Origin of the sequence: Solwaraspora sp. WMMA2065, assembly GCF_030345075.1 — a bacterium.
Taxonomy (GTDB): Bacteria; Actinomycetota; Actinomycetes; order Mycobacteriales; family Micromonosporaceae; genus Micromonospora_E.
The window spans coordinates 1,467,879-1,482,788 of sequence record NZ_CP128361.1 but is presented as its reverse complement, the minus strand read 5'-3'; the positions used below and the strand labels follow the sequence as shown (position 1 = coordinate 1,482,788).

General features: G+C 70.2%; 16 protein-coding genes and 2 pseudogenes. 13 read left to right on the top strand and 5 right to left on the bottom strand.

Annotated elements, in window-relative coordinates:
• Positions 1 to 8: 8 nt before the first annotated feature.
• From O7610_RS06880 to O7610_RS06855, 7 genes and pseudogenes are all read left to right on the top strand, one after another.
• Complete coding sequence (locus O7610_RS06880) at positions 9 to 1,202, top strand: MFS transporter (protein WP_281554890.1); 1,194 nt, start codon at positions 9 to 11, stop codon at positions 1,200 to 1,202.
• Between the two features lie 8 nt (positions 1,203 to 1,210).
• On the top strand, positions 1,211 to 2,143 hold the full coding sequence (locus O7610_RS06875; protein ID WP_281554889.1) for a phosphotransferase family protein: 933 nt from the start codon (positions 1,211 to 1,213) through the stop codon (positions 2,141 to 2,143).
• Positions 2,131 to 2,706 carry a cob(I)yrinic acid a,c-diamide adenosyltransferase gene (locus O7610_RS06870; RefSeq protein ID WP_281554888.1) on the top strand — a complete coding sequence of 192 codons (576 nt, stop codon included), beginning with the start codon at positions 2,131 to 2,133 and terminating at the stop codon, positions 2,704 to 2,706. The genes O7610_RS06875 and O7610_RS06870 overlap by 13 nt, the downstream gene beginning before the upstream one ends.
• Positions 2,707 to 2,792: 86 nt before the next feature.
• Positions 2,793 to 2,972: pseudogene (locus tag O7610_RS30840) on the top strand (transposase); the annotation flags it as partial.
• Between the two features lie 75 nt (positions 2,973 to 3,047).
• A pseudogene (locus O7610_RS30835) lies at positions 3,048 to 3,308 on the top strand (transposase); the annotation flags it as partial.
• Between the two features lie 591 nt (positions 3,309 to 3,899).
• The gene (locus O7610_RS06860) at positions 3,900 to 4,613 is read left to right on the top strand and encodes a D-Ala-D-Ala carboxypeptidase family metallohydrolase (RefSeq protein WP_289212841.1); all 714 of its coding nucleotides are present in this window, start codon (positions 3,900 to 3,902) and stop codon (positions 4,611 to 4,613) included.
• A 76-nt stretch (positions 4,614 to 4,689) separates the two neighbouring features.
• Positions 4,690 to 5,388 carry a histidine phosphatase family protein gene (locus O7610_RS06855; protein WP_281554885.1) on the top strand — a complete coding sequence of 233 codons (699 nt, stop codon included), beginning with the start codon at positions 4,690 to 4,692 and terminating at the stop codon, positions 5,386 to 5,388.
• Positions 5,389 to 5,401: 13 nt separating this feature from the next.
• On the opposite strand, the gene O7610_RS06850 is transcribed toward O7610_RS06855, so the two are convergent.
• The 3 genes from O7610_RS06850 to O7610_RS06840 all read right to left on the bottom strand — a co-directional run bounded on the left by O7610_RS06850 (position 5,402) and on the right by O7610_RS06840 (position 8,154).
• On the bottom strand, positions 5,402 to 5,992 hold the full coding sequence (locus O7610_RS06850; RefSeq protein WP_281554884.1) for a dihydrofolate reductase family protein: 591 nt from the start codon (positions 5,990 to 5,992) through the stop codon (positions 5,402 to 5,404).
• A gap of 64 nt (positions 5,993 to 6,056) precedes the next feature.
• The gene (locus O7610_RS06845) at positions 6,057 to 6,896 is read right to left on the bottom strand and encodes an AraC family transcriptional regulator (RefSeq protein ID WP_289212840.1); all 840 of its coding nucleotides are present in this window, start codon (positions 6,894 to 6,896) and stop codon (positions 6,057 to 6,059) included.
• Between the two features lie 10 nt (positions 6,897 to 6,906).
• Positions 6,907 to 8,154 carry a macrolide family glycosyltransferase gene (locus tag O7610_RS06840; protein ID WP_475049242.1) on the bottom strand — a complete coding sequence of 416 codons (1,248 nt, stop codon included), beginning with the start codon at positions 8,152 to 8,154 and terminating at the stop codon, positions 6,907 to 6,909.
• Positions 8,155 to 8,276: 122 nt separating this feature from the next.
• On the opposite strand from O7610_RS06840, the gene O7610_RS06835 reads away from it, so the two are divergent.
• From O7610_RS06835 to O7610_RS06825, 3 genes are read left to right on the top strand one after another with little or no spacing between them, the layout of a single operon-like run.
• Positions 8,277 to 8,888 (top strand): TetR/AcrR family transcriptional regulator, encoded by a 612-nt coding sequence (locus O7610_RS06835; RefSeq protein WP_281554881.1) that lies wholly within the window; start codon positions 8,277 to 8,279, stop codon positions 8,886 to 8,888.
• 10 nt (positions 8,889 to 8,898) lie between these two features.
• Positions 8,899 to 9,921 (top strand): prolyl aminopeptidase, encoded by a 1,023-nt coding sequence (gene pip / locus O7610_RS06830; protein WP_281554880.1) that lies wholly within the window; start codon positions 8,899 to 8,901, stop codon positions 9,919 to 9,921.
• A complete protein-coding gene (locus tag O7610_RS06825) occupies positions 9,893 to 10,858 on the top strand; it encodes an aminoglycoside phosphotransferase family protein (RefSeq protein ID WP_281554879.1) in 966 nt (321 codons plus the stop codon). The genes pip and O7610_RS06825 overlap by 29 nt, the downstream gene beginning before the upstream one ends.
• Positions 10,859 to 10,914: 56 nt before the next feature.
• On the opposite strand, the gene lepB is transcribed toward O7610_RS06825, so the two are convergent.
• Together lepB and O7610_RS06815 are read right to left on the bottom strand one after the other, a co-directional pair.
• The gene (gene lepB / locus O7610_RS06820; protein WP_281554878.1) at positions 10,915 to 11,469 is read right to left on the bottom strand and encodes a signal peptidase I; all 555 of its coding nucleotides are present in this window, start codon (positions 11,467 to 11,469) and stop codon (positions 10,915 to 10,917) included.
• Between the two features lie 2 nt (positions 11,470 to 11,471).
• Positions 11,472 to 11,831: a PadR family transcriptional regulator gene (locus O7610_RS06815; RefSeq protein ID WP_281554877.1), complete on the bottom strand. Its 360-nt coding sequence runs from the start codon at positions 11,829 to 11,831 to the stop codon at positions 11,472 to 11,474.
• Positions 11,832 to 11,952: 121 nt separating this feature from the next.
• On the opposite strand from O7610_RS06815, the gene O7610_RS06810 reads away from it, so the two are divergent.
• The 3 genes from O7610_RS06810 to O7610_RS06800 all read left to right on the top strand — a co-directional run bounded on the left by O7610_RS06810 (position 11,953) and on the right by O7610_RS06800 (position 14,906).
• Positions 11,953 to 12,387: a hypothetical protein gene (locus tag O7610_RS06810; protein ID WP_281554876.1), complete on the top strand. Its 435-nt coding sequence runs from the start codon at positions 11,953 to 11,955 to the stop codon at positions 12,385 to 12,387.
• Between the two features lie 90 nt (positions 12,388 to 12,477).
• Positions 12,478 to 13,644 (top strand): glycosyltransferase, encoded by a 1,167-nt coding sequence (locus tag O7610_RS06805; protein WP_281554875.1) that lies wholly within the window; start codon positions 12,478 to 12,480, stop codon positions 13,642 to 13,644.
• Complete coding sequence (locus O7610_RS06800; RefSeq protein ID WP_289212839.1) at positions 13,641 to 14,906, top strand: aromatic ring-hydroxylating oxygenase subunit alpha; 1,266 nt, start codon at positions 13,641 to 13,643, stop codon at positions 14,904 to 14,906. The genes O7610_RS06805 and O7610_RS06800 overlap by 4 nt, the downstream gene beginning before the upstream one ends.
• Positions 14,907 to 14,910 lie beyond the last annotated feature (4 nt).

Below are 14,910 nucleotides of genomic sequence, written 5' to 3'. Positions count from 1 at the left end.
GTGCCCCGATGAGGTCGCGGACGGCGTACCGGCGACTGGTGGCCGCGGTTGGCGTCTCCGGGGTCGGTGACGGCGTCCGGTTCGCTGCGCTGCCGCTGCTGGCCGCTGCGGTGCTCGACGACGGATTCCAGGTGGCCGTGGTCACTGCGGCCACCACCGTTCCCTGGCTGCTGTTCGGACTGCCGGCGGGCGTGTACGCCGACCGTGTCGAGCGACGCCGGCTGATGGTACTGGCCGACGTGCTGCGCATGGCGACGATGAGCGCCGCGGTGCTGCTGCTGATCGCGGGATGGATGTCGTTCTGGCCGCTGGTGGGGGTGGCGCTGCTGCTCGGTATCGGTGAGGTGGTCTTTGACTGCGCCTCGTTCGCCTACCTGCCGCGAGTGGTGGCTGCCGAGGATCTGGAGACGGCCAACGGCCGGCTGTTCGCTGTGCAGACGATCGGCCGCGACCTGCTGGGCCATCTACTCGGTGGGGTGCTGTTCGCGGTCGGCCGGACGGTGCCCTTCGTACTGGACGCGGTGTCGTTTGCCGGGTCCGCGCTGGTGCTGCGCGGGCTGCCGGACGCCCGGCCGGATCCGGGCTCTAGGACGAAGCCCGATCTGGTGGCCGAGATCCGCCAGGGCATCGAATTTCTGCTCCGGGATCGGCTGCTGCGCCTGATCACGGTGTCCGCCGGACTCATCAACGCGGTTTACCTCGGCCAAGTCGCGGTGTTTGTCTTACTCGTCCGCGACGTTCTGGACCTGCCGTCGGCGGCGTACGGCGCGCTGGTGGCCGGCGGCGCGCTCGGTGGGGTACTCGGCGGTGTGGTCGCGGCGCGGGCCGCCCGGCGGTTCGGCCGTGCGTCAACACTCGGCGCCAGCCTGGCACTGATCGGCCTCGCCGGGGTTGGAGTGGCGGCCACCCGTGAGGTGATCGTGGTGGCGCTGGCGTACGCCGCATCGGGTATGGGGGTTATGATGTGGAATGTCATAGCTGTGTCGTTGCGCCAGGGCGTGATCCCCGACCACCTGTTAGGCCGCACCACGGGCGCATACCGGCTGGTCGCGTGGGGCATGATGCCGGTGGGCGCGCTCGCACTGGGCGCGATCGGTGACGCCGCCGGCCCGCGCGCGGCCTTCCTTACCGGCGGGGCGCTGCTACTGGTGCTCTGCCTGGCCGTCGTTCCCGTGCTACGGCGCGACCCCCGTACCCGCTGAGGAAACCGATGACCGAACACGATGTCCTGCGCGCTCACCTCACCTCCCGCTGGAAGCTCGACGATCTGCAACTGGTCGGCCAGGGCCTGGAGTTCACCGTCTTCCGAGCAGTGGCGCCCGACGGCTGCCCGGTCGCTCTGCGGCTGGCCGGGCAGCGCTTCTCCTCGAACGTCAACGATCCGCACGTGGACGTCCGGAACTTGCTGATCCAGGAGTACCGGATCACTCGGCATCTGGCCGCAGCCGGGTTCGCGGTGGCCGAGCCGATCGAGTTGCACCTGTCCGACCACGACGGTGAACCCGACATGCTCATGGCGCGGTACGTCCCCGACGACGGCAGCCGACTCGACGGTCGCCTGCTCGGATCTACCCTGGCCCGGCTGCACCGTCTCCCGCCACCGCCGCTGACTCCGGTGGCAGCGGAGGAAACCGGCACTCCCCAGGTGCTCACCGCCCGTGTCCTGCGCCGCTGGGCCGAGGTAGGATGCCTGATCAGTGACTGGCCCGCACCGCCGGCCGCGTCCGCGCTGAGCGCGGCACTCGACCGGATCGGCACGGCCGGGCTGGTCCACCTCGACGTGCGCAGCGCCAACGTCCGGCGGTGCAACGGCCGCGTCGAGGCGCTGCTGGACTGGTCCAACACCCTGCTGGGCGACGCCACCGTGGAGTTCGGCCGGCTCATCGAGTACGCCCGCTACCCGGAAAACGAACTCGACCTGGCCGACATCCGCGACGGCTACGTCCGCACCAGCCCACTCCCGCCCGACGACGACCCGGCGACGCTGGCCTGCCGCCTCGACGCCGCCCTGATGCTCGCCCTGGTCTTCCTCTCCGAAGCGCCGGATCCGCTGCGTGGCCCGGCCGCCGCCGACCACGCCCGCGAACTCGGCGAACGGTTCGCCGCCTCTCTCTCCCTACAGGAGCACCCATGGTCAACCTGACCCGCATCTACACCAAGACCGGTGACACCGGTACGACCGCTCTCGGCGACATGAGCCGGGTCGGCAAGACCGACAGCCGCTTGCAGGCCTACGCCGACGTGGACGAGACGAACTCGGTCATCGGCGTAGCGATCGCCGTCGGTGGCCTCGACGCCGACGTGCGGACCCTCCTGGAACGCATCCAGAACGACCTGTTCGACGTCGGTGCCGACCTGTGCACGCCGACCTCCCCGCCCGACCCCGCGATGCCACAGCTGCGCGTCAACGTCGGGTACGTTACCTTCCTCGAAGGGCAGTGTGATCACTACAACGAGGCCCTGACCAAGCTGCGCAGCTTCGTTCTGCCCGGCGGGACACCTGGCGCCGCGTTCCTGCACCAGGCCCGTACCGTGGCCCGCCGCGCCGAACGCTCCACCTGGCAGGCCCTGTCCGAGTACCCCGGCACAATGAACCGCGACACGGCCCAGTACCTTAACCGGCTTTCGGACCTGCTGTTCATCCTGGCTCGCCACGCCAACCGGGACCAGGGCGACATCCTGTGGAAGCCGGGCGCCAACCGCTGAGGTAGGGGCGTTGCTAACGAACGTGTGAACAGGGTGTCACGCACCGGGTTTGATGGAGACATCGAAACCTGGAAGGAGCACCAGCGATGCCCGCACCGAAGAAGTACTCCGACGAGCTGCGTGAGCGCGCGACCCGGTTGGCGGTCGAGGCCCGCCGGGACCCGGCGTCCGCGGTGGGCGCGATCCGGCGGATCGCTGACCAGCTCGGGGCCCATCCCGAGGCGTTGCGGGTCTGGGTGAAGCAGGCCGAGACCGACACCGGAGGGCGGCCGGGCACCACCAGCGGCGACGCCGGCCCCAGTGGCAGCGCGTTACGGCAGGCCCGGCAACGACTCGGGCCGGCCCCGCAGGGTACGGCGATGTCCGGGGTGAAACGGCAGTACATGGGCTGCGCCGGTCGGGTCTCCAAAAGGCATCAACACGGTCTACCTGGCCTACGCGCGGGAACGGACCGGCCACGCCCGGATCACCGCCCGGCAGTGGATCCCCGCCGAGCAAGTCACCGACCCGGATACCGCCGCGCGGACCGGGCTGCCCCGCACGCGGAGTTCCGCACGAAGGGCCAACTCGCGATCGACCTGTGCACTCACGCGTACGCCGACCTGCCCAAGGTCGTCGACACGATGCAGCGCCTGGCGCTGCTCTGGTGTCCCGAACTGCCTCAGCTCAAACGGGCCGAGCGGCGATGGGCGGCGTACGTCGAGCCGGCCGATCTGCCCCTGCTGCGCGGTGACACCCTCCTGCACACCGACTGCAGCCCGGACAACGTGCTCATCGACGGGGACGCGGCCCGCCTGATCGACTGGGCATGGCCGACGCTCGGCGCTGGGTTCATCGACCCGAGCTGTCTGATCGTGCGCCTGATCTTTGCCGGCCACAGCCCGGAGCAGGCCGAAGCGTGCATGAGCCCAGCTTCGGCCTGGACCAGTGCCCCGACCCGGACTGTCGATGTCTTCGCGTCCGCCCTCGCCCGGATGTGGGCGCAGATCGCCGCCGCCGACCCGAACCCCTGGAAGAACGGTATGGCCAAGGCTGCCCTGGCATGGGAAGCACACCACCGCGCCAAGTTGCGAATGACAGAGAGTAGTGAGTCTTGATCATCAGGTGATCGACCGGAATGATCTACCCATGCCGGCCGATCGTCATATGTCGATGAGAAGACCCTGGGGACTGTTATCCGCCGGCTTGGCCGGATGCTCGCCGCCTGCGCCCTCGTCGCCGCCACCGCCCTCGCGGGCGTTGTCGTAACAGGTGGCGCGGCCCACGCAGACGGCTGCTACACGTGGGGACGCACCCTCTCCCAGGGGATGTCCGGTAATGACGTCAAGCAGCTGCAGATCCGCGTCTCGGGCTACCCGGGCTACGGCGCGGTGCTCGCCCTCGACGGGGCGTACGGCCCGGCCACCCGGTCTGCGGTGATCCGCTTCCAGCAGGCCGACGGCCTCGCCGCCGACGGCGTCGCCGGCCCGCGGACCTTCAACAAGATCTACCAGCTCCAGGACAACGACTGCACGCCGGCCAACTTCAGCTACGCCGAGCTGAACAACTGCAACAGCAGCTGGTCCGGTGGCGCGGTGTCCGCCAGCACCGCCAAGTTCAACGCCCTCGTGTCGATGTGGAAACTGCAGGCCATGCGGCGTGCGCTCGGCAACGTACCGCTCTATGTCAGCAGCGGCTTCCGCAGCTACTCCTGCAACAGCGCGGTCGGCGGCGCCTCCAACAGCCGGCACCTGTACGGCGACGGCGTTGACCTGGTCGGCTCGCCCTCGTTCTGTCGGATCGCCCAGCAGGCCCGCTACCACGGCTTCAGCAACATTCTCGGCCCCGGCTACCCCGGCCACAGCGACCACACCCACCTGGGCGCCACGCCGAGCCGGTCCTGGTCCGCGTCGAGCTGCGGCATCTGAGGGGATCACCGGCGGTCAGGGCCGGCCACCCGGTGCCGGGACCCTGGATCACGCGCCTACCGGACACAATGAACAGATGGACACCGTCGCGCAGCTGACCATCGTCCGCCACGGGCAGAGCACCGCGAACGCGGCCTTCGCCGACGCCCACGCCCGAGGTCTGGCCGACCACGGCCTCACCGGCCGCGACGCCGACATCGAGCTGACCGCGCTCGGCTGGCAGCAGGCCACCCACCTCGGTCGCTGGCTCGCCACCCGACCCGCCGACCAGCGGCCCGACGTGGTTGTCTGCTCCCCGTACCTGCGGGCCCGTCAGACCTGGACCCGCGTGGCCGGCACCGCCGCCGCGCTCGGCGTACCGTGCCCGGAGGCGGTCGTCGACGCGCGGTTGTGCGACCGGCTGATGGGTGACCTCGAACTGTTCACCCCGCTGATGATCACCCAGCGGTTTCCGGCCGAGGCCGCCCGGCTCGCCGCAGACGGGCCGTACGCCTACCGCCCGCCCGGCGGTGAGACGTTCGGCGACGTCGTCGCGCGCGTCAAGGCCGTCCTGGCCGGGCTGGAGCGTGATCACGCCGGCCGGCGTGTCCTGGTCGTCGCCCACGACGCGGTGGTCATCGCGGCCCGGCACATCCTCGACGGCCTGCCGTTCACCGAACTTGACGCGATCATCGCGACCACGCCGGTCGCCAACGCGTCGATCACCCGCTACGTCGCCACCGGTGACGGCCTCGAACTGGTCGAGTTCGCCACCACCGCCCACCTGCCGCCGTGACTTCTACTGCCACTCAGGCTGACGGGCGGCGCAGCCGATAGCGCAGGTGAAGGACCCGGTTGCCCTGAATGATCACGTCAGGATCGTCCAGGAGGTGCTGTGTGTCGACCGACCCGAAGAAGCGTTTGCCGGACCCGAACACGACGGGTACGACGTCCATGCGTACCTCGTCGACCAGGCCTGCGGCGAGCGCCTGGCCGCCGACGTCGCCTGCGGCGACCTCGACCAGACGGTCGCCGGCGAGCTCCTGCGCCGTGGCAACGGCCGCCTCGACGCCGTCGACGAAGTGGAACGGCGCCTCCGGGTCCCAGCCCTCCGGGGCCGGCCGGTGTGTCACGACGACCACATGCTCGACCCCGGCCGGAGGCGTGCCGCCCCAGCCGTCCGTCATGTCGAAGACGTGCCGGCCGACGATCGTCACCCCGATCTGGTCCCAGTACGGCCGGATGTAGTCGTAGGAGATCTGCGACACCGTCAGGCCGCCGCTGTCGTCCAACGGGACGTCACCGCTGGACAGCCAGTCGAACAGCGGTCCGGGCTGGTCCTTGACGTCGGCGATGAAGCCGTCCACCGACACCGAGCTGTACATGACCACCGTGCCCACGGGCTCTCCTCTGCGTCCGGATGCCTCAAGTTAGCGTGCCGTGAGCTGGTGTTCTTGTAGAGAATCAATCCGCCGCTAGCGGCCAGCGGTCCAGCACATGGCCGGGATGCTCACGTAGGAACCGCCGCCGGACCTCGACGTACCGGGTCGGCGTGAGCCCGGTGAACGCCCGGAACTCGTGGCCGAAATGCGCCTGGTCGAAGTAACCCGCGCCGCTGGCGAGCTCGGCCCAGTCGACCGGTCCGGCCGGGTCGATCGCGAACACGGTGGCGGCGAAGCGGTACGTGCGGGCCAGCCGCTTCGGCGTGACGCCGACGAGCTCCTTGAACCGCCGCGCCAGATGGGTGCTGCTGACACCGGCCGCCGTGCCCAGGTCGCCGATCGCGACCGCCCCCCGGGTCGCCGTGATGACGCCGCTCGTGTGGCGGACCAGTCCCAGACCGGCGGTCGCGCGCAGCCGTCGCGTCAGCTCCTCCTCAAGCAGCGTCAGCATCTGCTGCGGCGTGTCCGCCGCAGCCAGCCGGTCTCGCAGCTCGGCGACGGCGGCCCGACCCCACACCTGTTCGATCGTCACCGGCCGGTCACACAGCTCGGCGGCCGGCATCGGCAGGAACGGGGCCAGCCCCCACGGTTTGACGTGCACGCCAACCGACCGGGTCCGGACCGGGTAGCTGAAGTCGTACGCGCGGGTGGGCGTGGTGACCACGCAGCCGTCGGCGTATTCGGCCGTCTCGATGTCGGTGCCGGCGCGGATGCGAAACGGTGCCCCGAGGTTGACGATGAGCAACGCCGCCGGCGTCGGCAGCAGCGTCAACCGGGCGTACGGCGGCGTACCTTCCAGGTAGTAGAGGTCGTCGATTAGCCCGTCCAGCGGTGGTCGCGGCACTCTCGACACGTACTCCATGCCCACAGCATCACCGACGCCCCCACAGTTCAACGTCGGCCACACCGCACTGACCCAAAATGGAAGCAGCGCCTGGTCCGGTGGCGTGATGTCCGCCAGCAGCGGCGAGTTCGGCCTCGATCAGATCAGCGGCCCGGTCGGCGCCGCCCGCCGACCGGGCCTGCCGCTTCAGGTCGGCGCTACGGGCCGCCACGTCGGGGTCCGCTGTGAGGGCGAGCAGCGTCCCACGTAGCTCCGCCGCGGTGACGGTGGCCGAGTCGACGATCCGGGCGACGCCCAGGCTGGCCAGCTGCTCGGCGTTCGCGAACTGGTCGGCCGCCTGCGGTACGGCGATCATCGGGGTCCCGCAGTAGAGGCCTTCGCTGCTGCCGCCCATGCCGGCGTGAGTGACGAAGCCGTCGGCCTGCTCCAGTACGGCGAGCTGCGGCACCCACGGGTGGACCTCGACGCTGTCCGGAACAGGACCGAGCTCGGCGGGGTCGACGTGGCTGCCGATCTGCAGCACGGTGTGCCAGCCGGGCAGGTCACCGAAGGCGGCGACGCACCGGCGGTAGAACTCGGCCTGCCGGGTGAAGGCGGAGCCGAGGGAGACCAGCAGTACGTTGTCGACGCCGTCCGGTCGGACCCAGGTCCCCTGGTGGGAGCGGTCACCCAGGACCGGGCCGACGAAACTGTAGACGGACCGGTCCACCCGGTCGGCGTGCGGCTGGAGCGCCTCCGGGGGCAGCACGAGGCTGCGCATCGGCCGGCCCTGGAACGCCATGCTGTCGGTGACCGACGAACCCTCCGAGGCCAGCCACTGCTCGAACCGCCGGTAGTAGTCGGCGCCGCGCGGATCGGCCCGCATCGCCTCGACGACCGACGCCATCTCCTGTTCGTAGCCGTCCCAGGCCACGAACGTCGACGACAGCTGGACGGCCGGAATGCCCCACTGCTCGCCGAGCAGCCGGGCCGGTGCGCCGGCGATGTCGTAGAGGAACAGGTCCGGCCGGTCGTCGGCGTAGGCGGCCCGCAGTTGCGGCAGCATGGCGATGGCGTCGTCGAGGAAGAGCGTGAGCTGCTCGATCGGGTCCTCGGTCCCGGATCCACCGTCGCCGGGCAGCGTCGTTTCGTACGGCTTCAGCTCGGCACCGGTGCGCTCGATGACGTCGGCGAAGGCGGGGTCGTTGGCGTAGGTGACCCGGTGGCCGCGCTGCACGAGGGTACGGATGATCTCCAGGCTCGGGTTGACGTGGCCGTGGAACGGGATGCTGACCATGGCGATGTGCGGCACGGGGACCTCCGGAGCTTGGAGACGAGACGTTTCGTCTCGTCAACAGCGAAGCATGGTGTCCCGAGCGCGTCAAGACGAGACGTACCGTCTCGCAGTAGGCTGTCGTGGTGACCCCACAGCCCGCCCGTCGCAGCGAGCAGTCCCGCCGCGCGATCCTCGCCGCCGCCCTGGCGCTACTGACCGAGCAGGGCTACCCCGCCGTCACCGTCGAGGCCATCGCCGCCCGGGCCGGGGTCGGCAAGCAGACCATCTACCGCTGGTGGCGCGGCAAGGGGGCGGTCATCCTGGACGCGCTCGCCGACAACCTGCCGGAGGTCCTCGCCCTGCCCGACACCGGCGACCTGCGGGCCGACCTGCGTCAGGTGCTCCGGGCCACCGTCGCCGAGTTCGCCGATCCACGACTGTCCGCCACCACCCGCGCCATCACCATCGAGACACTCGCCGACGAGGAACTGGCCGACCAGGCGCGCGACCGGCTGCTCCGCCCCCAACTGGACATGGTCCGCACTCGGCTGGAGGCCGCCCGCGACGCCGGCCAGGTCCGCCCCGACGCCCCCCTGGACCAGGTCGTGGAGCTGTTGTTCGGCCCGCTCTACCATCGTTGGCTGCTGCGCACCGGCCCGCTGACCGACGAGTACGCCGACAGCATCGTCGACCTCGTCGTCGCCGCCGTCACCCCCGCCGGTGCCTCCACCGGCACCGCTGCCAGCACCCGCTGAGGAGCACGCAATGACCGAGCCGTACGACACCGGGGTGCTCGACGTCGGCGACGGCCACCAGCTCTACTGGGAGGTCTGCGGCAACCCCGACGGCGTACCCGTCGTCGTGTTGCACGGCGGGCCGGGCAGCGGATGCACGCCCCGGCACCGCCGGACGCTCGACCCCGAACGGTTCCGGCTCGTAGTGTTCGACCAGCGCAACTGCGGACGCAGCACCCCGTCGGCCGCCGACCCCGCCACCGATCTGAGCACCAACACCACCGCCCACCTCGTCGCCGACATCGAACGGCTGCGTGAGCACCTCGGCATCGACCGCTGGGTCGTGTACGGCGACTCCTGGGGCGCGACGCTGGCCCTGGCGTACGCGACGAACCACCCCGACCGGGTACGCGGCATGATCCTCGTCGCGGTCACCATGACCCGCCGCTGCGAGGTCGACTGGCTGTACCGGGGTGCCGGCCGCTTCTTCCCCGAAGCGTGGCAGCGGTTCATCGCCCACGCCGGCCTGCCCGGCTACCGGCTGCCGACCGACACCGAGCCGCCGATCGAGCCGGTGCTGCTGCGCTACGGCCAAGTGCTCGCCCACCCCGACCCGGCGGTACGCCAGCGGGCCGCCGACGAGTGGTGCGCCTGGGAGGACGCGCTGATCTCCGAGGAGCACAACGGCAACCCGGGCGCGTACTCCGACCGGGAGCTGCGGCAGCGGCTCACGATGACCCGGATCTGCGCGCACTACTTCGGCAACGGCGCGTTCCTCGCCGACGGCGAAATCCTGCGCAACGTGCCGAGACTGGCCGGGATCCCGGGGGTGCTGATCCACGGGCGCACCGATGTCAGCGGTCCGGCGATCACCCCGTGGGAGATCGCGCAGGTCTGGCCCGACGCGCGGCTGCACATCATCGGCGACGCCGGCCACACCGGCACCGCCACGATGCGGCGCGTCCTGGCCGACGCCGCCGACACGATGGCCCGCACGCGGCCATGCCACATCGCGCTCGATCTCGATGGTCGGACGGGGCGGTTCAGTGAATGACGTTCCAGACCTCGGGCCCCTGCCGCAGCGCATCACCGTCGACGCGGAGCAGGTACGTCAGCTCATCACCGACCAGTTTCCGCACCTGGCGAACCTCCCGATTGAGCCTGTGGCCAACGGCGGCTGGGACAACTGGACCTTCCACCTCGGCCCCGACCTGCTGGTACGGCTGCCCAGCGCCGCCGAGTACGCCCTGGCGGTCGACAAGGAACATCGGTGGCTGCCGGACCTCGCCGCTCGGCTGCCGCTGCCCGTTCCCACCCCAATGGCGAAGGGCGAGCCAACTGCGGGCTATCCGTACCCGTGGTCGATCTACCGGTGGCTCGACGGCGAGTCGGCGAGGGCGGACCGCATCGCCGACCCGACGCGATTCGCGAACGACCTGGCCGAGTTCCTGGCAGCCTTGCAGGGCGTCGACGCCGCTGGCGGCCCGCAGCCGGGTCTCCACAACTGGTTCCGGGGCGGCACCCTACGCACGTACGACCAGGAGGTTGAGCACGCGCTCGCCGAGTTGGGCGACCACGTCGACGCTGAACTGGTGCGCGAGGTCTGGGCAGCGGCGATCGACGCCCGCTGGGACGGTGTCGACCGTTGGTTCCACGGAGACATCGCCCCGGGAAACCTCCTCCTTGTTGACGGACAGTTGGCGGCCGTCATCGACTTCGGCACCTGCGGCGTCGGCGACCCGGCCTGCGACCTGGCGATTGCCTGGACCTTGCTGACCAGCGACAGCCGGCACGCATTCCGCGCGCGGCTGGCGGTGGATGACGCGACGTGGGCACGCGGACGAGGCTGGGCACTCTGGAAAACCCTCGCCAGCTGCTCCAATGCCTCGGCAGATCCCGAGAAGGCAGAAGAACTCGCGAACGCGCACCGTATCCTCGCCGGAATCTGCTCCGAATTCACGGCCAACGTTGTCACCGAGACTCGCCCGTGACGGCGGCCGACGCCTGGCCCCGGCGCTCTCGCCCAGCCGACCAGTGGCGCAGGTCCTCAGTTCGGTAGCCGGGCCACCATCCGGCCGGTGACGTCGTCGAGGCGCCACGGTCCATCGTGCCGCGAATCAAATGCGCCGTCTCGGTGGTCGCCGAGCAGGAACACCTGGCCGGCGGGCACGGTCACCGGCGTGCATTCGGTGTAGGTGCCGGCCGGCAGGTACGGCTCGTCCAGCGCGGCACCGTTGCGGTACACCAGGCCGTCGCGGCAGGTCAGCTCGTCGCCGGGTAGGCCGATCACCCGCATGGTCCGGGCCCGGTCGACCGGGTCGAGCACGACGACGTCGCCGACGTCCACGCCGGTGACCCGGTACGCCACCCGGTCGACCAGCATCCGCTGCCCCGCATCGATCGTCGGCGACATCGACCACGACGGTACGTACACGACGGTCAGCACCCACTGTTGTGCCACGGCGGCGAGCAATGCCACGACGAGCACGCCGGCCGTGGCGCGCCGTACCGCCCAGCGCAGAACTGCCCGAGCGGCCCGTCGAACGGGGTTGTGGCCGGCGGCCGTCGGGGTCAGCGGCGGGGCCGGCTTGGAGCTGGGCATCGTCAAGCCTCCTGGATGGTCGGGCGGGGCGCGGGCGCGGCGTGGCCGGTGGCGCGGCGGCGGGACTGGGCGTTGGCGGCTTCGTTGTGCTGGGCTTCAGCCAGCCGGGTCCGCGCGAGAGCCGCGCCGTCGGTGGTGAGCCGGTACACGTGCCGGGGTGGCCGGCCAGGGCTGGCTGGTTCCCGCCACTGCGCCTCCAGCAGGTGCTGCTCGGTCAGGCGCATCAGGATCGGATAGAGCGACCCGCTGGCCAGGCCGGTTTCCTTACTGAGCTGGTAGCCGTAGCGCCAGTCGTCGGGCGCGGCCAGGAAGCAGGCGAAGATCCGCAGGGTCTGCGGTGAGCTGTTCGGTCGGCGCGGCATGGCCAAACTCTACATATATCGACTAAGCAGGTCCAGCCCTGTCCCGCGTGGATCTTCCGCCGGTCGACGGCAACGACGCCAAGCCGATCGGGACGGCTCATCACCCGTCATCGAGGGACCCATGACCGGCGCCGCTCGGCCGCTGCCGATTTCTCCCGATCGCATCGTGGCCGGAACATACGCGGTGATGGCGGCGATCAGTGACCTGTCGACTATCCCGCCCGCCTGCTCGACTAAACGGATGGCCGGCGTTTTCGACGCATTCCGCGATTTTTGGGTGACCGTCACCCTGCATGTGGATCCGGTCGAGATCGGCGGTTTTCCGACCAGGCCGGCGGTTGTCCGTTCCGGCGTCTATCTCGCCTTTCGCTCCGACCTTGCGCCTCTGCTGTGCCTGGTCGCGGCCCAGGATCCCGGCAGGTCGGTCCCGCATGAAGGCGTTGACCAGGCAAGGGACGGGGCGACGGAGGGACGCCTCGTCACGAGGACGTGCTGCGCGGCTATGAGAGTCTCCCCGGCGGGCTGCCGTCGATGGCGACCGGTTGCTAGGTATTGACATCGATCGCGCATCGCGGCAGGCTTTGCGAAACCGCCTGATGGCAGTCGATATTCCTCCTCAGCGATGGTGGAAATGCGTAGAGATTCGATGCGTGTCGCCCTGCTCACCACCACTCAACACGGCCACCTGAATCCGTACATTCCCGTGGTCAATGCGCTTCAGTCCGCCGGCAGTGACGTCGCGTTGCTGCTGTTGTCGGCCGACGGTGGCGTGCTCGACGAGCAGCGCGGCCAGGCCCTGGGCAAGGCGGAGGTGCACGCGGTCGGGCAGGTCGAGATGGCACCGTGGAGCGACGATCCGGCGAAGATCGGCCCGATGCTGCAGTTGTCGCCGGTGGCCGAGCAGACAGCCGACGTACTGCGCGCGACGGCACCGGATTTCGTGCTCGTCGACTCGCTGCCGGTCACCGCGTCGGCCATGGTCGGCACACATGCGTCCGGCGTGCCGTACGGGATGATCTGGGCCAATCTGGGTGGGGTGTGCCCCGCTGCCCATCGGCGCGGTCGCTGGCTGTACGACGAACAAGTCGGTAACTATCTGACCAGGCACGGGGTGATGTGGTCGATGCGTACCCATTCGGCGCGTTCACCGATTCTCAATCTGATGCCGACGATCCCCGCCCTGGTCGGCGACGACGCGGTCACCGACGACGGGGTGCAGCTGGTCGGCCTGCCCGGTGCGGCGGGCGCCCGCGGCGACGAGGTCACCTTCCCCCGCCTGGACCGGATCGACCCCGACCGTCCGCTGGTGTACGTCTCCTTCGGCACGATCTTCTACCGACGGCCGGACCTGCTGCGTACGGTGATCACCGGAGCGGCGGCGACCGGGGCGCAGGTGATCGCGTCGGTCGGCGACCTCACCGAGGAGCTGGCGCTGCCCGACGACGTGCTCACCGCCCCGTACCTGCCGCAACGCGAGGTGCTCGAACGCGCCGACGTGTTCATCACCCACGGCGGATACAACTCGGTGGCGGAGTCGATCCGTGCGCAGACCCCGATGCTGGTGATCCCGCTGGCCGTTGACCAGCCCATCCAGGCGTACTTCGTGGACAGCGCGGGCTTCGGCACGGCGTTGGAGCCGGCGGGCGTCACCGAGCAGGCGGTCACTGACGCGGTCACTGATCTGCTCGACCCCGCCCGGGACTACCGGGCCCGGCTGCGCGCGGCGCGGCCGCAGTGCGGCGACTCCGCCGCGCGCACCGCCGAGCTGGTCATCGGCACGATCGAGACGCTTCAACGGGAGGGGCAACGGTGACGATCGAACTGCAGCGGCCGGTGGTCGACCCGATCGTGGTGGACGATCTCGAACGGCTCTCGTTCCAGGTGGACCGTCGCGCCTACACCGACGACGACCTGGCAGCGCAGGAGACGACCAGGATCTTCGATCGCTGCTGGTTGTACGTCGGGCACGAGTCGGAGGTGCCCGGGCCGGGCTCGTACGTGGCACGCGACGTCGGCGGGCGCCCAGTCGTGATGACACGCGGCTCCGACGGAGTGGTCCGGGTGTTCGCGAACAGCTGCACCCACCGCGGGGCGCTGATCTGCTCACAGCCGGCCGGGCAGGCCCGGTCGTTCCGGTGTCCTTACCACGACTGGACGTTCTCCACTCAGGGCGACCTGGTCGGCGTGCCGATCCCGGACGGGTACGGGCCAGGTTTCCGTAAGGCGGACTTCGGCCTGGCGCGGCACCGCAGCGACAGTTACCGGGGTTTCGTGTTCGTCACCTTCAACCCGGAGCAGCCGCGCACCCTGACCGAGTACCTGGCGGGTGCCACGGAGTACCTCGACCTGATCGACGACCAGTCGGAGGTCGGGATGGAGGTGATCCAGGGTGCGCAGCTGCACGGCGCCCGGGCCAACTGGAAGCTGATGATGGAGAACAGCGTCGACATCTACCACTTCCGGGCCCTGCACAAGCGGTACGTCAGCTACATGGAGTCGCTGGGGTCGGTGCCACCGCGACGCCGGGGCGGCTTCGGCCGCGCCCTCGGGCTGGGGCACGGGGCCAACGAGCTGCCACCGGCGGCGGCCCGCCCGCTCGCCTACTGGACGCCGATGTTCGGCGCCGAGGTGCGGCCCCGGATCGAGGCGACGGCCGCCCGGTTCGTCGACCGGTTCGGTGCGCAACGCGCCGAACGGATCACCGGCACCAACCGCGCGTTGCTGATCTTCCCCAACCTCATGATCATCGACGCGATCGCGATCACCATCCGCAAGATCGACCCGGTCGGCGCGGACCAGATGGCGATCACCTCGGTCGCCCTGGCCCCCCGAGACGAGGACCCCGACATCCGGGAACTGCGCAAGAGCCACTATCTGACGTTCCTCGGTCCCGCCGGCTTCGCCACCCCCGACGACATCGAGATCATCGAGTCGTGCCAGCGGGGGTACCTCAACCGCGCGGTCCGCTACTCGGACCTGTCGCGCGGCATGAACAAGGCGGTCCCGGAGACCACCGACGAGCTTCCCGCCCGCGAGTTCTGGCGGCAGTGGGACCGGCTGATGCAAGGGGCGTGACGAC